The following is a 17,830-nucleotide window of genomic DNA, read 5'->3' as shown; positions in this document are numbered from 1 at the left end:
AAATCAGATTGTAAATAATCTGATTTTTTTTATTGATTTTTTTAGAATTTAAAATTATATCCTAAAGAAAAAGTTTGTCCTAAACGTATTTTAGAAAATATTTTATCTGAAGCTTTATAAGATTGATAATGGCTTTCCCTTTCATCATTTAAAATATTACCAAATTTAATGTTTACACTTGATTTTTTATGTTCTCCAAAGGATTTGTTAAGTGTGAAATTCAAACTATTAAAAGGCATAGCATATACATCTGGAATAGCACCAATACCCACAACCTCTAACGATTTACCTTGAACGTTAAAAAATAAACCCGTTTCAATTCCTTTATCAGAATTATTATAACTAATTCCGGCATTAATTAAATAAGGAGATTGCCCTTGTAAATAACGCTTATCAGATAATGTTTCTCCATCTCTTAAGTTTAGTAATTTTGATTCGTACTCTCCATTTGGACTTTTATCCATTTCTTGTTCCGACTTTATAAGAGATGTGTTCACTTTAAGAGTGAAATTTTTAAAGTTATCTCCAATAAAATCTAAATTTTTACGAAAATCAATTTCTATACCATAAACAATAGCAGACCCAATATTTCTAGGTTGTAAATTATCAGGAGCAGAAGCGCTAAAGAAAGTTAGTTCAATAGGATCTTTAAATGTTTTGTAGAAAGCAGAGAAGGCAAATAATTGAGCTTTTTCACCAAAATTTTCAAATCGAATATCAAAATTATTGATATATGAAGGACGTAGATTAATATTCCCATTAAAAGTTAAATTTGTAATAGGATCAAATATTTGAGTAATTGATGCCTCTTTAAATGAAGGCCTAGCAACAGTTCTTGAATAAGAAACTCTTAAATTAATATCGTCATTTAAACTGTAAATTATATTTGTAGAAGGAAACAAATCTAATTTACTAATTGTTTCAACATTGTTATAAATTATAGAACCACTATTGTTTTGCCCCGTGTAGAATTGATTGAATTTTTCAACCCTTAAACCCATTACAGCTTTTAATTTTTCAATTAGCTTAAAAGATTCAGAGATGTAACCAGCAATATTATTGTTGTAAGATTCAAATGTGTTAGAAGGTTCGTAATTTCCTTTAACATAAGTTCCTAATCCGGAGTTTGAATCATATATATTTTCATCAGCTAGCAATAAATTTGCATCTCCATTAAGTGATTCGCCTGATGAACCCCTTATTAGTAAAAAGTAATCATCAATACTAAAATTTCTTAGTTTATATAAATAACTTGCTCCAAATTTCAACTTTGAATCATGATTAAACAGCTTATGTTTATATGTAAAATCTATTTTACCAACTACGTTGTACTCTTCTAAAGTTCTCCATATTCTTCTTGGGCTTCCGGCAGAACTTGGTCTAATAGAAAAAGTATTTGTACTTTCATTAAATTCAAAAGGTGTAACACGAGCATCTTTGTCTTGTATAAATGAATAAGTAGGTGCAATTTTCCATTCAGTAGTAAATGAAGATTCATCATTATAATGTTTACCACTTAGCAATACATTAGAAATTGATCGTTGTGTGTATTGTAAATTATCTTTATAAATAGTTACAGCATCTGAGAAATTTTTAATTTGTTTAAAATAACCTGCGGTAGTTTCTCCATTTTGAAGGTGTAGGAAGTTTAATCGATATTTACTTTTTTCTGTTTTAAAAGTAAAACCTGCCAACCCACTTAACAGCACTTCATTTTTTCCTAAATCTCCTATTTGATTTTCTGAAAAATCCAATTCATTTATTGATTTATCAGCGAATTTTCTGTAAAATCCCCTCTCATAATCTTTATAAAAAGTAGTTTTATTTTTATATGAAACAGCTACTAAGTAACCCAATTTATTATTTTCTCCAACATTAAATTGATCACCCATAGTGTATGCAAAACTAAAATCCATACCACTTGTTCCTTTTTGAGCCTTTAAAGTAGGGTCAAAAACTTTGGTAATGGCAGTTAGTGCAGGGTTTCTAGAATATGCACCAGGAATAGGTTGTGACCTAGATATGGGTAAATCTCTATCTCCATTATCAAAACCTAAAAAATCAGTAGAAGAACCCTTGTAATTTAAATAATTAGTATTGAAATGCATGCTTGGGTTATAGGTACCACCAATACTTAAACTTGAGTTTTTAGAAGAAGGTAAATCTTTGGTTACAATATTTACCATACCTCCTGTAAAATCAGCGGGCAAATCTGCGGTAGATGATTTTAAAATTTGGACATTATCAATAATATTTGTTGGGAAAATATCTAATTGTACGGTATTTCTATCTGGGTCTAAACCAGGTATATCAACACCATTTAAAATAGATTTAGTATATCTATCTCCTAATCCACGGATGTAAACATATTTTGAATCCTGAACCGAAACTCCAGCAACATTTTTTACAGCAGAAGCAACATTGCTAACAGCTAATTTTCTAAAAGACTGAGCAGAAATACCATCCATTAAATTCACTGATTTTTTTTGAACGTTTAAAATGGCAGTTTCAGTATTTTTGGCTCTTTTTGCAGTAATAATAACGGTTTCAAAGCTAATTCCTTCAGGCTTCAAAATAATATCAAGATTATTAATTTCATCAGCTGTTATTACTACTTCTGTTATTACTTTTGTCTCATATCCAATAAAAGAAAAAGTAATAGAATACGTACCTGGTTTTATTTTTAGTTCGTAATAACCTTCAAAATCTGAGGTAGTACCCTTTGAAGTTCCTTTAATAATTACATTTGCAAAGGCAAGAGGATCATTTGAATCACCATCAATTACTTTTCCTGTTAAAATACCCGTTTGAGTCCAACCAATAAAAGATATAAAAAAATTTATTAGAAGTAACTTAAATTTATTTTTCATTTGAAACATTGTTATAGATAACACACAAATTGCTTGCCTTAAAAAAGCAAGCAATTTGAATATTGAATATTGAATTTTATATTAATAAGCTCCTTGAGAATTTGCATAAGTCCAACTAAAAACTGATAAATCAGCACCTACTGTTTGGCTTCCTGCAGTTACTGATGTTGTCCAATTAGTTGCATCATTTGCTATATTTGAAGCAACTTGAGAATCTGAATGGTCTTGAAAAATATCGGTTATTGCTACACCATCAGGTAACGCAATTTCCCAATTACTAAAAGTAATTTTTCCATCAACATAATTTTGTGCAACATTATCTTGTTTCAAACGTACGTATGAAGTAGTTTTAAAATCATAAGCATAAATATTGTTTAAATTTCCTTGTGCACCACTTCTTAAATCACAATATTTTCCTCCAGGAGCATTTTGATGTCCTTTTATGGTTATATTGTTTAATGTAAATTGAGCTTGGTAACTTCCTTCGCCTCCATCAATTTCTAATCCACTATCTGAGGTATTCCCTTCAATAACGAATGAATTACTAATTGTTCCAGAATAACCTTGGTCAATATCTAACCCGTCATCACCTGAACCCCACACCAATATATTTGAAGGGCTAACAGTACCTCCAAAAAATTCCACTCCATCATCAAGATTTCCTGTTATTTCTATATTTCTTATAGTTGTACCACTTCCTACAGCTCCTAATGTTAAGCCATTGATTTCATTTCCAGCGCCTATTTCTGCACCGCCATGTCTTATAGCAATATATTCAAAATTTCCTGAATTATCTGCATCATCATTCCCTCCATAAAGACCAAATGAATCACTAGCAGGAATTCCTTCTATTTGAAATTCGCTAACATCTCCACTAAAAGAACCTTTTGCTTTTCCTAAAATTATAACGCCTCCCCAAAGAGAATTATCACTTACCGTTAAATTAGTACCAAATTTTTCACCTATTTGAATATTATCATTTATTGAAGTAAATATTATAGGTTGATCTGGCGTGCCTACAGCATTTATTTTTCCACCTCTAGCTATAATTAGTCCTGTGGCAAGAGATCCAGATCCTTCTTTTCCTTTTATTATTGTTCCTTTTTCTATAGTTAAAGTTACTCCGTCTTCCACTACAACTTTACTATTTAACACCCATATTTTATCGTTAGTCCATGTTGTATTTTGGTTTATTAACCCAGCAACATTTTCCTCGGTTGGTGCAGTAACTACAGGGATAATAGGACTTGAATCTGTATTAGAACATGAAGTTAAAATAAGATTTGTTAAAAATAATAGAATAATTAGTTTTTTCATTTTTTTTAAATTAATTGTTTTAATTATTAAATTCTTCTGCAAAAGTATAGCCAATATTAGTAGTGTGTTTTATATGAATGTTATTTAAACAGTGTTAAATTTTAATAAATAGTTAACAATGTAAAATAAACGTTAACATATATAAAATTACCTAAGCAATAATCTAACAATCAAATGCTTGCATAATTATATAGCTGTTCAAAAAGTAGGTGATATTTTTAAAAAAAGACTAATTAAGAGAGGTGATAGAAAAATTACCATTGATAGTAGAAGCTTTCAACGTTTGATTTAAATTAGTTTTGGTATTGTTTTTAACAACAACATTAACCACTTTTTTGGTATCGTAACCAATAAAATCAAACAACAAAGTGTAAGTGCCCGGCTTTAATTTAAGTTTATACGCTCCTTCGGTATTGGTATTAATTGATTTTGCTAATTCTTTAACGGTTATTTTAGCAAAAACTAAGGGTGTTTTTTCTAGTTCTCCATCTAAAACAATTCCTTGTACTATTCCATTTTTAATAGTTTCAGTAAAAAACGAACCCACTTTAAAATTTTGTGAATTAGCTGAAAGCGTAATAATTGTTAAAAAGAAAAGTAACTTCAACTTCATTTAAATAAATTTTACTGCAAATAAAGGAAGTTTATGTTAAGTAATAGTTAACTAAAAATTAAAATTATATAATTTAATTATCAATTATTAATTCAAATTTAAGAGAGATTATTTTAAATTAAATATATTGCGATTAAATACTAAAATATGAATTGGGAACAATTACTTTCTTTAAAACGTTATGGAGATACGCAAAAGAGATTACGAACAAGTCAAGATGAAACAAGATTGGGTTTTGAGGTAGATTATGATCGTATCATTTTTTCAGATTCCTTTAGAAGTTTACAAGATAAAACGCAGGTAGTACCTCTTTCAAAAACCGATTTTGTGCATACGCGTTTAACACACAGTTTAGAAGTTAGTGTAGTTGCACGTTCGCTTGGAAGAATTGTTGGAGAACAAATATTAAAAAATCATCCAACGTTACTTAAGCAAGGATATAAAATGAACGATTTTGGAGCCATTGTTGCCACGGCTGCTTTAGCACATGATATTGGAAATCCGCCTTTTGGACATAACGGTGAAAAAGCCATTGGTGAGTATTTTAAGAATGGAAATGGGCAAAAATATAAAGATTTCCTCGATAAAAAACAGTGGCAAGATTTAATTGATTTTGAAGGGAATGCAAATGGCTTTAAAATTATAACAGAAAATAAAGAAGGTATAGAAGGTGGTTTACGGTTGTCTTATGCAACACTTGGGGCTTTTATTAAATACCCAAAAGAATCATTGCCAAAAAAACCTACCAACCAAATAGCTGATAAGAAATATGGAATTTTTCAGTCTGAAATACCATTTTTTAATGAAGTAGCATTAGAATTAGGATTAAAAGTTTCAGGAGAAAAAGGGAGTGTAGCATTTAAAAGGCACCCGTTAGCATATTTAGTTGAAGCAGCAGACGATATTTGTTACACAATTATTGATTTTGAAGATGGTATAAATTTAGGTTTAATTGAAGAAGAATTTGCTTTAGAATACTTGATAAAATTAGTAAAAGATACTATTAATTCTAAAAAATATTATCAATTAAAATATAAAAAAGATCGTTTAAGTTATTTACGTGCGTTGGCTATAGGAACACTTATAAAAGAAGCAGCAACAGTTTTCTTGAATAATGAAGCAGTAATTTTAAAAGGAGAATATGCATATTCTTTATTAGAAAAATGTAAGTATGAAGCTCAAATAAATGATATTATTAAATTGAGCGTTGAAAAAATTTATAAAAGTAGAGAAGTTGTTGAAAAAGAATTGACAGGTTATACCATAATAACAAAATTATTGGATGTATTTATTGAGGCAACAAATAACAGCCATAAAGGCTCTTTAACGAATTATGATAAATTAATACTATCTTTGCTTCCTGAGAATATACAGAAACCAAAAGAAACACTCTACCTTAGACTTCTAAGTATGTGTGGTTATGTAGCAAGTTTAACCGATGGTTTTGCTTTACAACTGTATAAAAAACTAACTGGAAACTAAAAATAACCCCAAATTCTTGATTTAAAACACTCCACAATGAAAAATAAATTTATTCTTTTTTTAGTACTATTTTTTGCTATATTTCTAATTTCTAATTTTAAGAATTCTAAACTAGAAAGAACAAATGGTGCTATAGTCAACCTTAGGAAACAACATGAAAATTTTCTAAAAAATAGTCCATTTAAGAAAACATTACAGCTTTCAAAAAAAGAAAGGAAAACAATGGGGATACCCCCAAATAAATATTTTGAAAGGCAATGGGAGTTAACAATGGATCCTACAACAGGAAAACCACACCCAGAGCGATTATTTACATTGCAGGAGTCTTTACGATTAAAAAATATAGCAAGTAAAGTCCCGGGATCAGCAGCTTGGAATAATTGGGAAGAAAGAGGTCCAAATAATGTTGGGGGAAGAACAAGAGCTATTATGTTTGACCCTAATGATGCAACAAATAAGCGAGTTTTTGCAGGAGGTGTAAGTGGAGGGTTATGGGTTAATAATGATATTACCAACCAAGACTCAAGCTGGGAGCTAGTTGATATGCCGCAAAATTTAGCAATAAGTGTTATAACTTATGATCCAAATAACACTAATATTTTTTATTTAGGCACGGGTGAATCATATGTAGCTGGAGGTGTTAATGGTAATGGACTATGGAAATCAGTAGATGGAGGTGCTAATTGGTCAAAAATATTTGGAGGAATAACAGGTGAAACAACTTTCCAAACTAATCTAAAACTTATTGTGAATTCTCCAAGTTCAATTATAGGAGAGTATCAAGTTACTTCTGCAGCTTTTGGGCCAAGAATAACATCAATAACAGGAAATCTAGTATTATCAGATGATAGTTCATTGTCACCAACAGAAGCTTGTAACACACTTACAAATAACTCTGCAATTAGTGGGAATATTGCTGTTGTAGAAAGAGGGAGTTGTACATTTGTTTCGAAGGTTAAAAATGCTCAAGATGCTGGGGCTACTGCAGTTATTGTGGTTAATAATGTTATTGGACCACCTATTTCTTTAGGAGGGGATGATAACACAATTACAATACCTTCTATAATGATTTCAAAAGAAGAAGGGGCGTTAATTATGCAAGAATTAGACAACGGCGTTAATGTTACAATAGAAGCTGTTGATTCACCTTTTTCAGGATCATTTGTTACGCCTGGTATTCAACATATAAATGATATTAAAGTAAGAGATATTGGAGGTGGAAATAGTGAAGTATATGTTGCTGTAGGAGAGTCGTATTATTCAAATTCAACACCTGTATCTTTATTAGGAGTTCAAGAATATGGACTTTATAAGTCAGACAATGAAGGAGTAAGTTGGTCCGAAGTTCTATTGCCAACAACTGTAGATGATAATAAGTATGTTCCAAATGACATTGAAATAGGGTTTGATAATACTATTTGGGTATCAACAAATAACAGTATTCTTTTTGGTGATGGTGGAGGAACAATTCTTTCTTCAACAGATGGCAATACATTTACGGTAAAACATACCATTGCGAATGGTGATAGAACTCAAATTTCAGTTTCAAAATTAGATGCAGGTATTGTATATATTTTAGCAGAACTTGGAAGCGAGGGTAGCGCTCCTATTTATTTAGCTAAAACTGATGATGCTTTTACAACAGTAAATGAATTAATACCACCAGTAGATGCAGATACAGGAATTCCAGATAATGATTTTACAAGAGGTCAGGCTTTTTACAATTTAATGATTGAAATTGATCCAGTTTCTGATAATGTTATTTATGTTGGAGGGATAGATTTATTCAGGTCATCTGATGGGGGAACAAATTGGTCTCAAATTTCTAAATGGTCAAATAATAATAATTTAGCTTCCTTAAATATTCCTATGGTTCATGCAGATCATCATATTTTAGTTTTTAATCCAGAAGATGCCAATCAGGGAATTTTTGGTACAGATGGAGGTATTTACTATGGAAATGATTTAACCAATGCAACCTTATCAACATCAGCTATTTCTAGTCGGAATAAAAATTACAATACCCTTCAATTTTATGATGGTTCAATAGGGTCAAACCTTTCTTCAGAAAAATTAATTGCAGGAGCACAAGATAATGGGGCGCAATTTATCAACAACGCTTCTTCTGGTGTTAATGCTTCAATAAGAGTAACAGGAGGAGATGGAGCACATGTATTTATAGATAAGGATAATGAGTATATAGTTACATCATATGTATACAATAATTATTTTTATTTAGATTATAATACGGGTGCTTTTAAGTACGCTATTGCAGAAAATGATGATGATGGTGATTTTATAAATCCAGCGGCTTTAGATAGTGATAATAATATTTTATATACTTCGGGGAATAATAAAATTTACAGGTATACATTAAATGCTGCCAGTGCAACTAGTTCAACAATGACAAACAGTTTGTTAACTGCATCACCAACAGCATTTAAAACTTCAACATTTACAACTACCACTCTATTTGTTGGTACTGAAAATGGTAAATTGCTCAAGTTAACAAACGCTAATATAGCAGGAAGTATAGGAGGAACTGTTTGGGCTGATATTACAGGAGATATGTTTTACGGAAGTATATCTTGTATAGAATTAGGAGAAACAGAAAACGATATTATGGTTACGTTCCATAACTATGGAGTAACAAGTGTTTATTATACTCAAGATGGTGGTAACACCTGGCAAAATAAAGAAGGAAATTTACCAGATTTGCCCGTTAAAGCGGTTCTTATGAATCCTTTAAATTCTAATGAAGTAATACTTGGAACAGATTTAGGAGTGTGGGGAACCTCTAATTTTAATGAGGCAAGTCCAACATGGTTTCAATCTCAAAATGGAATGAAAGATGTTCAAGTTACTAGTTTTGATATAAGAAAATCTGACAATACGGTTTTAGCTTCAACCTATGGAAGAGGAATGTTTACAGCTAAATTTACTGTTGATAATTACAATGATGATGATGATAATGACAGTGTAATTAATGGTTTAGATTTATGTGCAAATACACCAGCAGGAGAAACTGTTGATGCAAATGGTTGTTCGGAGAGTCAAATAGATGATGATAACGATGGAGTAATGAACAATTTAGATGTTTGTCCTAACACTCCAGTAGATGATGTTGTAGATGAAACGGGTTGTTCAATATTTAACTTACCCTCTAACAACTTTAGCATAGAAACAATAAGTGAAACATGTCCTAGTAGTGATAATGGACTAGTTATTATCCAAACAGTAGAGTCACATAGTTATGTAACTACCATTAATGGGACTACTTATAATTTCACAGGAGATTTAACAGTTGATAATTTAGCGCCAGGAATATATAATTTTTGCATAACAGTTACAGGAGAAACCTACGAACAATGTTTTGTTGTAGAAGTAAAAGAAGGCACAACAATCTCAGGGAAATCGAGTGTAACATCAGGAAAAGCTACAGTAGAAATAGAAGAAGGGACAGCTCCATTTACGATTTATGTAAACGGAAAAGAAACATTTGAAACAAACTCGCCAATATTTAATATTGCTATAAAACCAGGCGATATGGTTGAGGTAAAAACTGCGGTAACTTGCGAAGGGGTTTATTCCAAAACTATTGAATTATTAGATGCTATTGTAGCATATCCAAATCCAACAAGAGGGAATATAGAGATTATATTACCAATTTCAGAACAAGAAGTCACCATTGAATTATACAATATTCATTCACAATTAATTTCTAAAAACGTATACTTAATAGTTTATGGGAAAGTTCAATTAGATTTAACAACAATTCCATCAGGAGTGTATATTGCAAAAGTGTTGTTAGATAAACCTCTAAGTATAAAAATAATAAAACAATAAAGAAAATGAAAAAAATACTATATACATTAGCATTAAGTACACTAATTTGGTCTTGTGGTGGCGGAGGAGAAGATACTCCTCCACCTTCCCCAACACCAACAAACAATGCCCCAACAGTGCCAACATTGGTTTATCCAACAAATAATTTATTATGTATAGATAATGTGCTAGATTTTGATTGGAATGCATCAACAGATTCAGATGGAGATGCAATTACCTACCAAGTACAGGTAGCCAAAGATGTAGGATTTACCCAACTAACGCATACGGTAACAGAATCAGCAACATTAAGAACCTTATCTTTGGAAAAGGGAATTGCGTATTATTGGAGAGTAAAAGCAACAGACAGTAAAAATTTATCAAGTGCATATTCAACAACCAATCAGTTTTATACAGAAGGTGAAGGGGTGTCCAATTATTTACCATTTTCACCAATACTAGTAGCGCCAACATTAAATTTAATTGTCACTAGTGCTACAACAACATTACAATGGACAGCAGATGATGTTAATACAACAGACACGTTAACGTATGATGTTTATTTTGGAACAAATCAGGCTAATTTAAGCATCGCATCAGCAGATCAAACAGAAACTAGTTTTGAAACTCCAACTCTAACCGCATCTACAGCTTATTTTTGGAAAGTAGTTGTTAAAGATAATCAAGGAGGACAAACTATTGGTCAAATTTGGAATTTTGTAACGGACTAATAATTATTTTTTTTAACGATAAAACATTAACAAAACACATACTTACTTGACTTTAAAAAGTAAAATGATATTTTTGTACTTATGAAACTCAAATTAAAGAATAGGTTACCTCTTATAATAATAACTATTATTATTACATTGATATCAATAAATTATATAATAAAATTTAATGATTTCAATAGCGTTTTAACAAATGCAGAAAAACTTAGAGAACAACACGAATATTTTTTAAAAAATAGTCCATTTAAAAATACACTTAAATTAACGAGAGAGGAGCGTCTAAAACAAGGGTTACCACCCAACAAATATTATGAACGTGAATGGGAATTAACCATGAACCCAGCAACGGGAAAACCAGAACCTTACAAAGTATTAGCACTTCAAAAAAGATTAAAAGATAAGTTTTTGAGTAAAAGAAACCCAGGAGATGCCGTTGACAATGCTTGGGTAGATAGAGGCCCAAATAATGTAGGAGGAAGAACACGGGTTGTGTTGTTTGATCCTAATGATTCCACGAATAAGAGAGTTTTTGCCGGTGGAGTTAGTGGAGGGTTATGGGTAAACCCAGATATAACAAATGTAAATTCTACGTGGACATTGGTTTCTGGAGTGCCAGGAAATATGAATATTTCGTGTATTACGGTGGATCCAAACGATTCTAATACATGGTATATTGGAACAGGTGAACAATATACATTTGGCGCTGCTGTAGGGAATGGCGTATATAAAACAACTGACGGTGGAGCTAATTGGACAAATGTACCTGTGCAAATAGCAGGCGGGGGTAATTCGGGGAATTTATTAGCAGGTATTTATTTTATTAATGATATTATAGCTTGGAATAATGCTGGAACTACAGAGGTTTTTATAGGTGTTGGAGGTCACCTTTATGGTGATTCTGCAAACCCAACAAATTGGTTAGGCCTACAATCAGCAGGGTTGTATAGAACCGTTGATGGAGGTGCAAATTGGGGTAGAATAGAGTCTGCCAATATGAGTTTTGCCTACAATGGCTATACGTTTTATTATATTCCAAACGATTTAGAAATTTCAGTGAACAATACGCTTTGGATGGGATCCATAACTACTCCAGGAACAAGTGGTATAGGGGGAGGAAAGGTTTTTAGTTCTACCGATGGTACTACATGGACAGAAGCAGCAGCTTCACCATTAACAACTTCTGATAGAGTTGAATTAGCAGTTTCATCTAGCAATGCAAATAAACTATACGCATTAACAGAAGGTGATGGTACAGATCCACACATTTTTGTAACTACTGATGCTTTTGCAACTACCACTGAATTAGCAAAACCAGATGATGCTGATAATGGAATTTCGGCAGCAGATTTTACCCGTGGGCAAGCATTTTACGATTTAGTTATTGAAGTGGATCCTACTGATGACACTATTGTTTATGTAGGCGGTATCGATTTATTTAGAACAACACAAGGAGAAAACACAAGTGTAGCTAGTGATTGGAAACAAATTTCACGATGGTCAACCAATCCTAATTTAAACACGCTTAGTTGCTCTATAGTACATGCAGATCAGCATGCATTTTCATTTAGACCAGGAGCAAATAACGAAGCTGTTATAGGTGGTGATGGTGGTGTGTATTACGCTTCTAGCTTATCTACAGCTGAAACAAACGATGTATTTACCGCTATGAATACAGACTATAATGTCACTCAGTTTTATTATGGAGGATATGGACAAGATGCTGCAAATGAATTAATTGTTGCAGGAGCTCAAGATAACGGCTCACAGTTTATTAATGGCGCTTCAGCAGGAGCAAATTCTAGCATACGTGTATTTGGTGGAGATGGCGCCTATAGTACCATAGATAAAGATGGTAATTATATGGTAGTTTCTTATGTGTATAATACGCATTATTATTTAGATTTACCATATAGTGGAGCTGGATATTATATAGAAAATGCAACAACAGAAGGAGATTTTATAAATCCTGCAGGGCTAGACCATAATTTAAATATAATGTATTCTAATGGTTCTACTGGAACTACAAAGCAAATAAATAGATATACTTTGGGTAGTAGTAGTGCAATAAAGGATCAATTAACAAATGCATTATTAGACGGTTCTCCAACAGCTTTTAAAGTTTCTCTATACACCACAGCAAGCACTACACTACTTGTGGGTACAGATAACAGTAAATTATTAAAACTAACCAACGCAGATGGAACGCCAACTTGGACCGATATTTCTGGAGGATCATTTGTTGGAAGTGTTTCTGCTATTGAATTTGGAGCAACAGAAAATGATATTTTTGTAACATTTCACAATTACGGTGTTACGAGTGTTTGGTATTCTGCTGATGGTGGTACCACTTGGCAAGATAAAGAAGGTAATTTACCCGATATGCCTGTGAAATGTATTTTACAAAATCCGTTAGTAGCAAACGAAGTTATCGTTGGTACAGAATTAGGAGTATGGTCAACAGCTAATTTTAATGATGCATCTCCAACTTGGGTATCTTCTTACAATGGAATGCAAGATGTTAAAGTGTTAGATTTAGATTTGCGTACTTCTGATAATAGTGTGTTGGCAACAACATTTGGAAGAGGTACTTTTACAGGGAAATTTACAGATACTGATTTTTCAATTACAACAGCAAATAGCACCATTACTACTTGTACACCTAATGATGCTGTTTTTGATTTTGATTTTAATGCAAATGCTTCTTATAATACAGTAACTACTTTTTCACAAACTGGCGCTCCAACGGGTGCTACAATTACGTTTAATCCAACTTCACTTAGTACAGCAGGTACTTTTACAATGACCATTGGAGATATAGGATCCGTAGCAATAGGTGATTATACAATAACAGTTACAGGAACCGGAAACCAAACAAATTCTATTGATGTAATTTTAAAAGTACGTGACACATCTATTGGTACTGTAACAACAGTAGCTCCGGTAAATGAAGCCATAGGAATTGCTATTTCTAGTCTTGTTTTTGATTGGAATGCTGATGCAAGTGCAACCTCTTATGATATTGATATTTCTACAGATGCAGGATTTTCTACAATTGTTGAAACAGCAAATGTTGCAACCAACTCCTATACAAGTACTTCAATACTAACTATTGGTACAGTTTATTATTGGAGAGTTAGAGCAAAAAACGACTGTGTTACAGGTACTTATTCTGCAACACAAAAGTTTCAAACCCAAAACGATTGTACGTTAGCTACTAATGCTACCTCAGTTACAATTCCTGATGGAGCAGGAGCAAATACTGCTGGTACGCCAGCTACTTCTATTATAAATATTACAGATAATTTAACCATAAGTGATGTAAATATAACTATTGATATTTCTCATACATATATTCAAGATTTAGTAATTTCTATAATTGCTCCTGATGCTACAGAAATAGTTTTATTTGATAGAGAGTGTAATGGAGAAAATGATATTCTTGTTACCTATGATGATGCCGCTGCAGGGATTTTTGACTGTGCAAATAGTGCAGTTTCAGCTACCGTTATCCCAACAAATCTTTTAAGCGGATTTAATGGGAAAAATTCTGTGGGAGATTGGACGTTAAAAGTAGTTGATTGGTATGATGGAGATTTTGGAGATATTAATAGTTGGTCTATTCAAATTTGTCAAAATCAAACAACTACAAATTCAACCTTTACAAACGCTCCAATTACTGTAGGTACAAATAGTACTTACACGTTATTACAAAGTGAAACAGAAGCAACCAGTGCGGGTTCTACAGCAAGTGAACAGATTTATATGTTAGCTGAATTACCAACAGTAGGAGAAGTAAGATTAAACAATGTTACCTTATTACTAGGAGAAACATTTACTCAAGATGATATTAATACAGGAATAATAACCTATGTAAATTCAAGTGGAACAAATGATACCGATTCTTTTAAAGTAGATATTACCAATGCAACAAATGGGTTTTTGCCAAATGAACAAATTAGCGTAACAATTGATGCCGCTTTAGGTATTGATGATAATTTCTTTGAAAAAACTGGAATTTCGGTTTTCCCTACGGTATCAGAAGGAGAATTTTCAATTTCGTCAAGTAAGTTTATTGGAAAAACAACTATTGAATTGTATACCATTATGGGGCAAAAAGTTTTTGTGAAGCAATTGAGTTTTGATAGAGGTAATATTGAGCATATTAACGCAAATCATTTAGCTTCTGGAGTATATATTTTAAAGTTAACTTCTGAAGCGTTACAAGGAAGTAAAAAGATAATTATTAAATAATGAATGTTAGTTCGAGTGATTTTCGATAGAAAATTGTATCGAGAACTATTTTGAAATTAGAAAATTTGATTCAGCATACACAATGGGTGATACCTATTATAATTTCAATAAAAATTCTTTAATCTTTTCTTTTGATAAATGAAGATTATCAAATAATACATCAACTTTACCATGTTCCACAAAATTATCGGGAATACCAAGTTGCTTTATTGTTTTATTAATATAGTTTTGTTGCTGAGAAAACTCTAAAATAGCACTTCCAAAACCACCTTTAATTGTTCCATCTTCAATGGTAATAATAGTGTTAAATTTTTGAAATATTTTATGCAATAAGAGAGAGTCTAAAGGTTTTACAAAACGCATATTGTAATGTGCAATTTTATGTAGAGGAAGTTCTTTTTGCACCTCCATAATAGTATTGCCAATGGTTCCAATACTTAAAACCGCTATTTCATTTCCTTCTGAAATACATTCCCCTTTACCAATTTCAACGGTTAAAAAAGGTTGTTTCCAATCAATAATAGTTCCCCTTCCTCTTGGGTAACGAATAGCTAATGGAAAATTTATTCCTAATTGAGCGGTGTACATCATATTACGTAATTCTAGTTCATTCAAAGGAGCAAAAATCACTACGTTTGGAATACAACGTAAGTAAGCAATATCAAAAACGCCATGATGGGTAGCACCGTCTTCACCAACTATTCCAGCTCTATCAATACAAAAAATAACGGGTAAATTTTGCAAAGCAACATCATGAATTATTTGGTCGTAAGCACGTTGTAAAAAAGTAGAATAAATAGTACAAAAAGGAATTAAACCTTGAGTTGCCATTCCGGCAGCTAAAGTAACTGCATGTTGTTCTGCAATACCAACATCAAAGGCTCTTTCAGGCAACACATCAAGCATTATTTTTAAAGAACTTCCTGTTGGCATAGCAGGTGTTATACCAACTATTTTAATATTCTTTTTGGCTAATTCAACAATGGTTTCACCAAAAACATCTTGAAATTTTGGAGGCTGGAGTGTATTGTTTTTAGAAATTAGTTCACCCGTAACCTTATTAAATTTCCCGGGTGCGTGATAGGTTACTTGATCTTGCTCTGCTTGCTCTAAACCTTTTCCTTTTGTGGTAATAATATGTAAAAATTTAGGACCTTTTATGGTTTTTAATCGTTCTAATTCTTTAATAATAGCATCAATATTATGCCCGTCAATAGGGCCAGAATAGTTAAAGTTTAATGCTTCTATAATGTTGTTTTTCCGAACTTTTTTACCAGCTTTTACATTGGTGAAGTAGTTTTTTAAAGCACCAACACTTGGGTCAATTCCCATAGCATTATCATTCAAAATTATCAGTAAATTAGCATCAGTAACGCCCGCATGGTTTAATCCTTCAAAAGCCATTCCGCTTGCAATAGAAGCATCTCCAATAACTGCAATATGTTGTTTTTTAAAATCACCTTTTAATTTTGAAGCAATAGCCATCCCCAACGCAGCCGAAATTGATGTTGATGAGTGCCCAGTTCCAAAAGCATCATAAACACTTTCTTTTCTGTTTGGAAAACCTGCAATTCCACCTAATTGCCTGTTTGTATAAAATTGTTCTCGTCTTTCAGTTAAAATTTTATGTCCGTATGCTTGATGACCAACATCCCAAATTAAAAGATCTTCAGGAGTGTTAAAAACATAATGTAAAGCAATAGTCAATTCAACTACACCCAAGCTTGCACCTAAATGCCCTTCTTTTGTTGCAACAACATCAATAATAAAATTACGTAATTCTTTCGCAACTTGAGGAAGTTGATTTCGATTAAGAGTTCGTAAATCTTCAGGATTATTAATATGATTTAATAAATTAGGCTTCATCTGTTCAAACTTTATTTTTTAAAGGTAACAGATGGTGTTCACTATTCATAATTTTTATAGGTATCAAAATTTGTATTGCTCGGTTCATTCATTACAAAATTACAATATTTAAATTGTACGTTGAATTAAAAAAATTACTTTTGAAGTATGATAAACCCTTTTGATGATATTTATTTTATGAAAAGAGCTTTGCAAGAAGCACAATTGGCCTTTGATAAAAATGAAGTGCCTATTGGAGCTGTTATTGTTATGAATAATCAAGTTATTGCAAGAGCTCACAATTTAACTGAAACGCTAAATGATGTTACTGCACATGCTGAAATGCAGGCTTTTACAGCTGCTTCAGATTTTTTAGGGGGAAAATATTTAAAAGAGTGTACTTTATACGTAACATTAGAACCTTGTCAAATGTGTGCAGGTGCAAGTTATTGGACTCAAATAGGGAAAATTGTATATGGTGCTTCTGAAAAAAAAAGAGGGTTTTTGGCTTTAAAAACAACTTTACATCCTAAAACAAAGGTTTTGGGAGGTATTTTAGAAGAAGAATCAGCCAGCCTTTTAAAACGTTTTTTTATTGAAAAACGTAATTTAAATTAAATAAACGAAAGTTATTTACTTCTGTTTTCTAAATCTTTTTTAAATTTTTCAAAGGTAAAATCGCTTATTTTTTTGTTTTTATACCTGTGGTAAATAAACAAGGGCATATATATAAATGCAATTGCAGTAACACTTAGCCCAATAACAAGTTCACTATTGGTATTTCCTATGCTTTTAAGGTAAAAACCATAGCCTAATATTCCTAAGATAAGTACTAAAAGAAAGGCTAAAAGATATTTCATAAAGAAAGTGTTTTTATTAGTTGTTGCAAAATTAAT

10 protein-coding genes are annotated in these 17,830 nt (G+C 31.8%); 5 read left to right on the top strand and 5 right to left on the bottom strand.

The genetic code is table 11. From position 1 onward, the window contains the following. Positions 1–41 precede the first annotated feature (41 nt). The 3 genes from Lupro_RS08030 to Lupro_RS08020 all read right to left on the bottom strand — a co-directional run bounded on the left by Lupro_RS08030 (position 42) and on the right by Lupro_RS08020 (position 4,800). Complete coding sequence (locus Lupro_RS08030) at positions 42–2,870, bottom strand: TonB-dependent receptor (RefSeq protein ID WP_068211531.1); 2,829 nt, start codon at positions 2,868–2,870, stop codon at positions 42–44. 81 nt (positions 2,871–2,951) lie between these two features. Then, positions 2,952–4,187 (bottom strand): hypothetical protein, encoded by a 1,236-nt coding sequence (locus Lupro_RS08025; protein ID WP_068211528.1) that lies wholly within the window; start codon positions 4,185–4,187, stop codon positions 2,952–2,954. 229 nt (positions 4,188–4,416) lie between these two features. After that, entirely contained in the window at positions 4,417–4,800 is a 384-nt protein-coding gene (locus Lupro_RS08020; RefSeq protein WP_068208441.1) for a carboxypeptidase-like regulatory domain-containing protein, read from the bottom strand. A 147-nt stretch (positions 4,801–4,947) separates the two neighbouring features. Here Lupro_RS08020 and Lupro_RS08015 point away from each other — a divergent pair, with 147 nt between their 5' ends. The 4 genes from Lupro_RS08015 to Lupro_RS08000 all read left to right on the top strand — a co-directional run bounded on the left by Lupro_RS08015 (position 4,948) and on the right by Lupro_RS08000 (position 15,089). Next, on the top strand, positions 4,948–6,282 hold the full coding sequence (locus Lupro_RS08015; RefSeq protein WP_068208439.1) for a deoxyguanosinetriphosphate triphosphohydrolase: 1,335 nt from the start codon (positions 4,948–4,950) through the stop codon (positions 6,280–6,282). Positions 6,283–6,318: 36 nt separating this feature from the next. Beyond that, positions 6,319–10,128, top strand: a complete 3,810-nt coding sequence (locus Lupro_RS08010; RefSeq protein WP_068208437.1) for a PA domain-containing protein — start codon at positions 6,319–6,321, stop codon at positions 10,126–10,128. A gap of 5 nt (positions 10,129–10,133) precedes the next feature. Beyond that, positions 10,134–10,838 (top strand): hypothetical protein, encoded by a 705-nt coding sequence (locus Lupro_RS08005; protein ID WP_068208434.1) that lies wholly within the window; start codon positions 10,134–10,136, stop codon positions 10,836–10,838. Between the two features lie 81 nt (positions 10,839–10,919). After that, positions 10,920–15,089, top strand: a complete 4,170-nt coding sequence (locus Lupro_RS08000; RefSeq protein ID WP_068208432.1) for a proprotein convertase P-domain-containing protein — start codon at positions 10,920–10,922, stop codon at positions 15,087–15,089. A gap of 96 nt (positions 15,090–15,185) precedes the next feature. Here the strand turns inward: Lupro_RS08000 and dxs are convergent, their stop codons facing one another. Beyond that, positions 15,186–16,955, bottom strand: coding sequence for a 1-deoxy-D-xylulose-5-phosphate synthase (gene dxs / locus Lupro_RS07995; RefSeq protein WP_068208429.1), 1,770 nt, complete (start codon positions 16,953–16,955; stop codon positions 15,186–15,188). Between the two features lie 147 nt (positions 16,956–17,102). Between dxs and Lupro_RS07990 the strand changes: the two genes are divergently transcribed. Further along, the gene (locus Lupro_RS07990; RefSeq protein ID WP_068208425.1) at positions 17,103–17,552 is read left to right on the top strand and encodes a nucleoside deaminase; all 450 of its coding nucleotides are present in this window, start codon (positions 17,103–17,105) and stop codon (positions 17,550–17,552) included. Between the two features lie 11 nt (positions 17,553–17,563). Here Lupro_RS07990 and Lupro_RS07985 read toward each other — a convergent pair whose 3' ends face one another. Continuing rightward, positions 17,564–17,794 (bottom strand): hypothetical protein, encoded by a 231-nt coding sequence (locus Lupro_RS07985; RefSeq protein ID WP_068208422.1) that lies wholly within the window; start codon positions 17,792–17,794, stop codon positions 17,564–17,566. Positions 17,795–17,830: the final 36 nt, after the last annotated feature.

Origin of the sequence: Lutibacter profundi (assembly GCF_001543325.1) — a bacterium.
Lineage (GTDB): Bacteria > Bacteroidota > Bacteroidia > Flavobacteriales > Flavobacteriaceae > Lutibacter > Lutibacter profundi.
Note: the sequence above shows the minus strand (reverse complement) of the source record. Positions and strands in the feature narration are given on the sequence as shown.

What these genes read in the sequence shown, in the direction of transcription:
- Lupro_RS08010 (WP_068208437.1), top strand. Translation starts at nt 6,319, where the DNA reads ATGAAAAATAAATTTATTCTTTTTTTAGTACTATTTTTTGCTATATTT.
- Lupro_RS08030 (WP_068211531.1), bottom strand. Translation starts at nt 2,870, where the DNA reads ATGAAAAATAAATTTAAGTTACTTCTAATAAATTTTTTTATATCTTTT.
- Lupro_RS08015 (WP_068208439.1), top strand. Translation starts at nt 4,948, where the DNA reads ATGAATTGGGAACAATTACTTTCTTTAAAACGTTATGGAGATACGCAA.
- Lupro_RS08000 (WP_068208432.1), top strand. Translation starts at nt 10,920, where the DNA reads ATGAAACTCAAATTAAAGAATAGGTTACCTCTTATAATAATAACTATT.
- Lupro_RS08020 (WP_068208441.1), bottom strand. Translation starts at nt 4,800, where the DNA reads ATGAAGTTGAAGTTACTTTTCTTTTTAACAATTATTACGCTTTCAGCT.
- Lupro_RS07985 (WP_068208422.1), bottom strand. Translation starts at nt 17,794, where the DNA reads ATGAAATATCTTTTAGCCTTTCTTTTAGTACTTATCTTAGGAATATTA.
- dxs (WP_068208429.1), bottom strand. Translation starts at nt 16,955, where the DNA reads ATGAAGCCTAATTTATTAAATCATATTAATAATCCTGAAGATTTACGA.
- Lupro_RS07990 (WP_068208425.1), top strand. Translation starts at nt 17,103, where the DNA reads ATGATAAACCCTTTTGATGATATTTATTTTATGAAAAGAGCTTTGCAA.
- Lupro_RS08025 (WP_068211528.1), bottom strand. Translation starts at nt 4,187, where the DNA reads ATGAAAAAACTAATTATTCTATTATTTTTAACAAATCTTATTTTAACT.
- Lupro_RS08005 (WP_068208434.1), top strand. Translation starts at nt 10,134, where the DNA reads ATGAAAAAAATACTATATACATTAGCATTAAGTACACTAATTTGGTCT.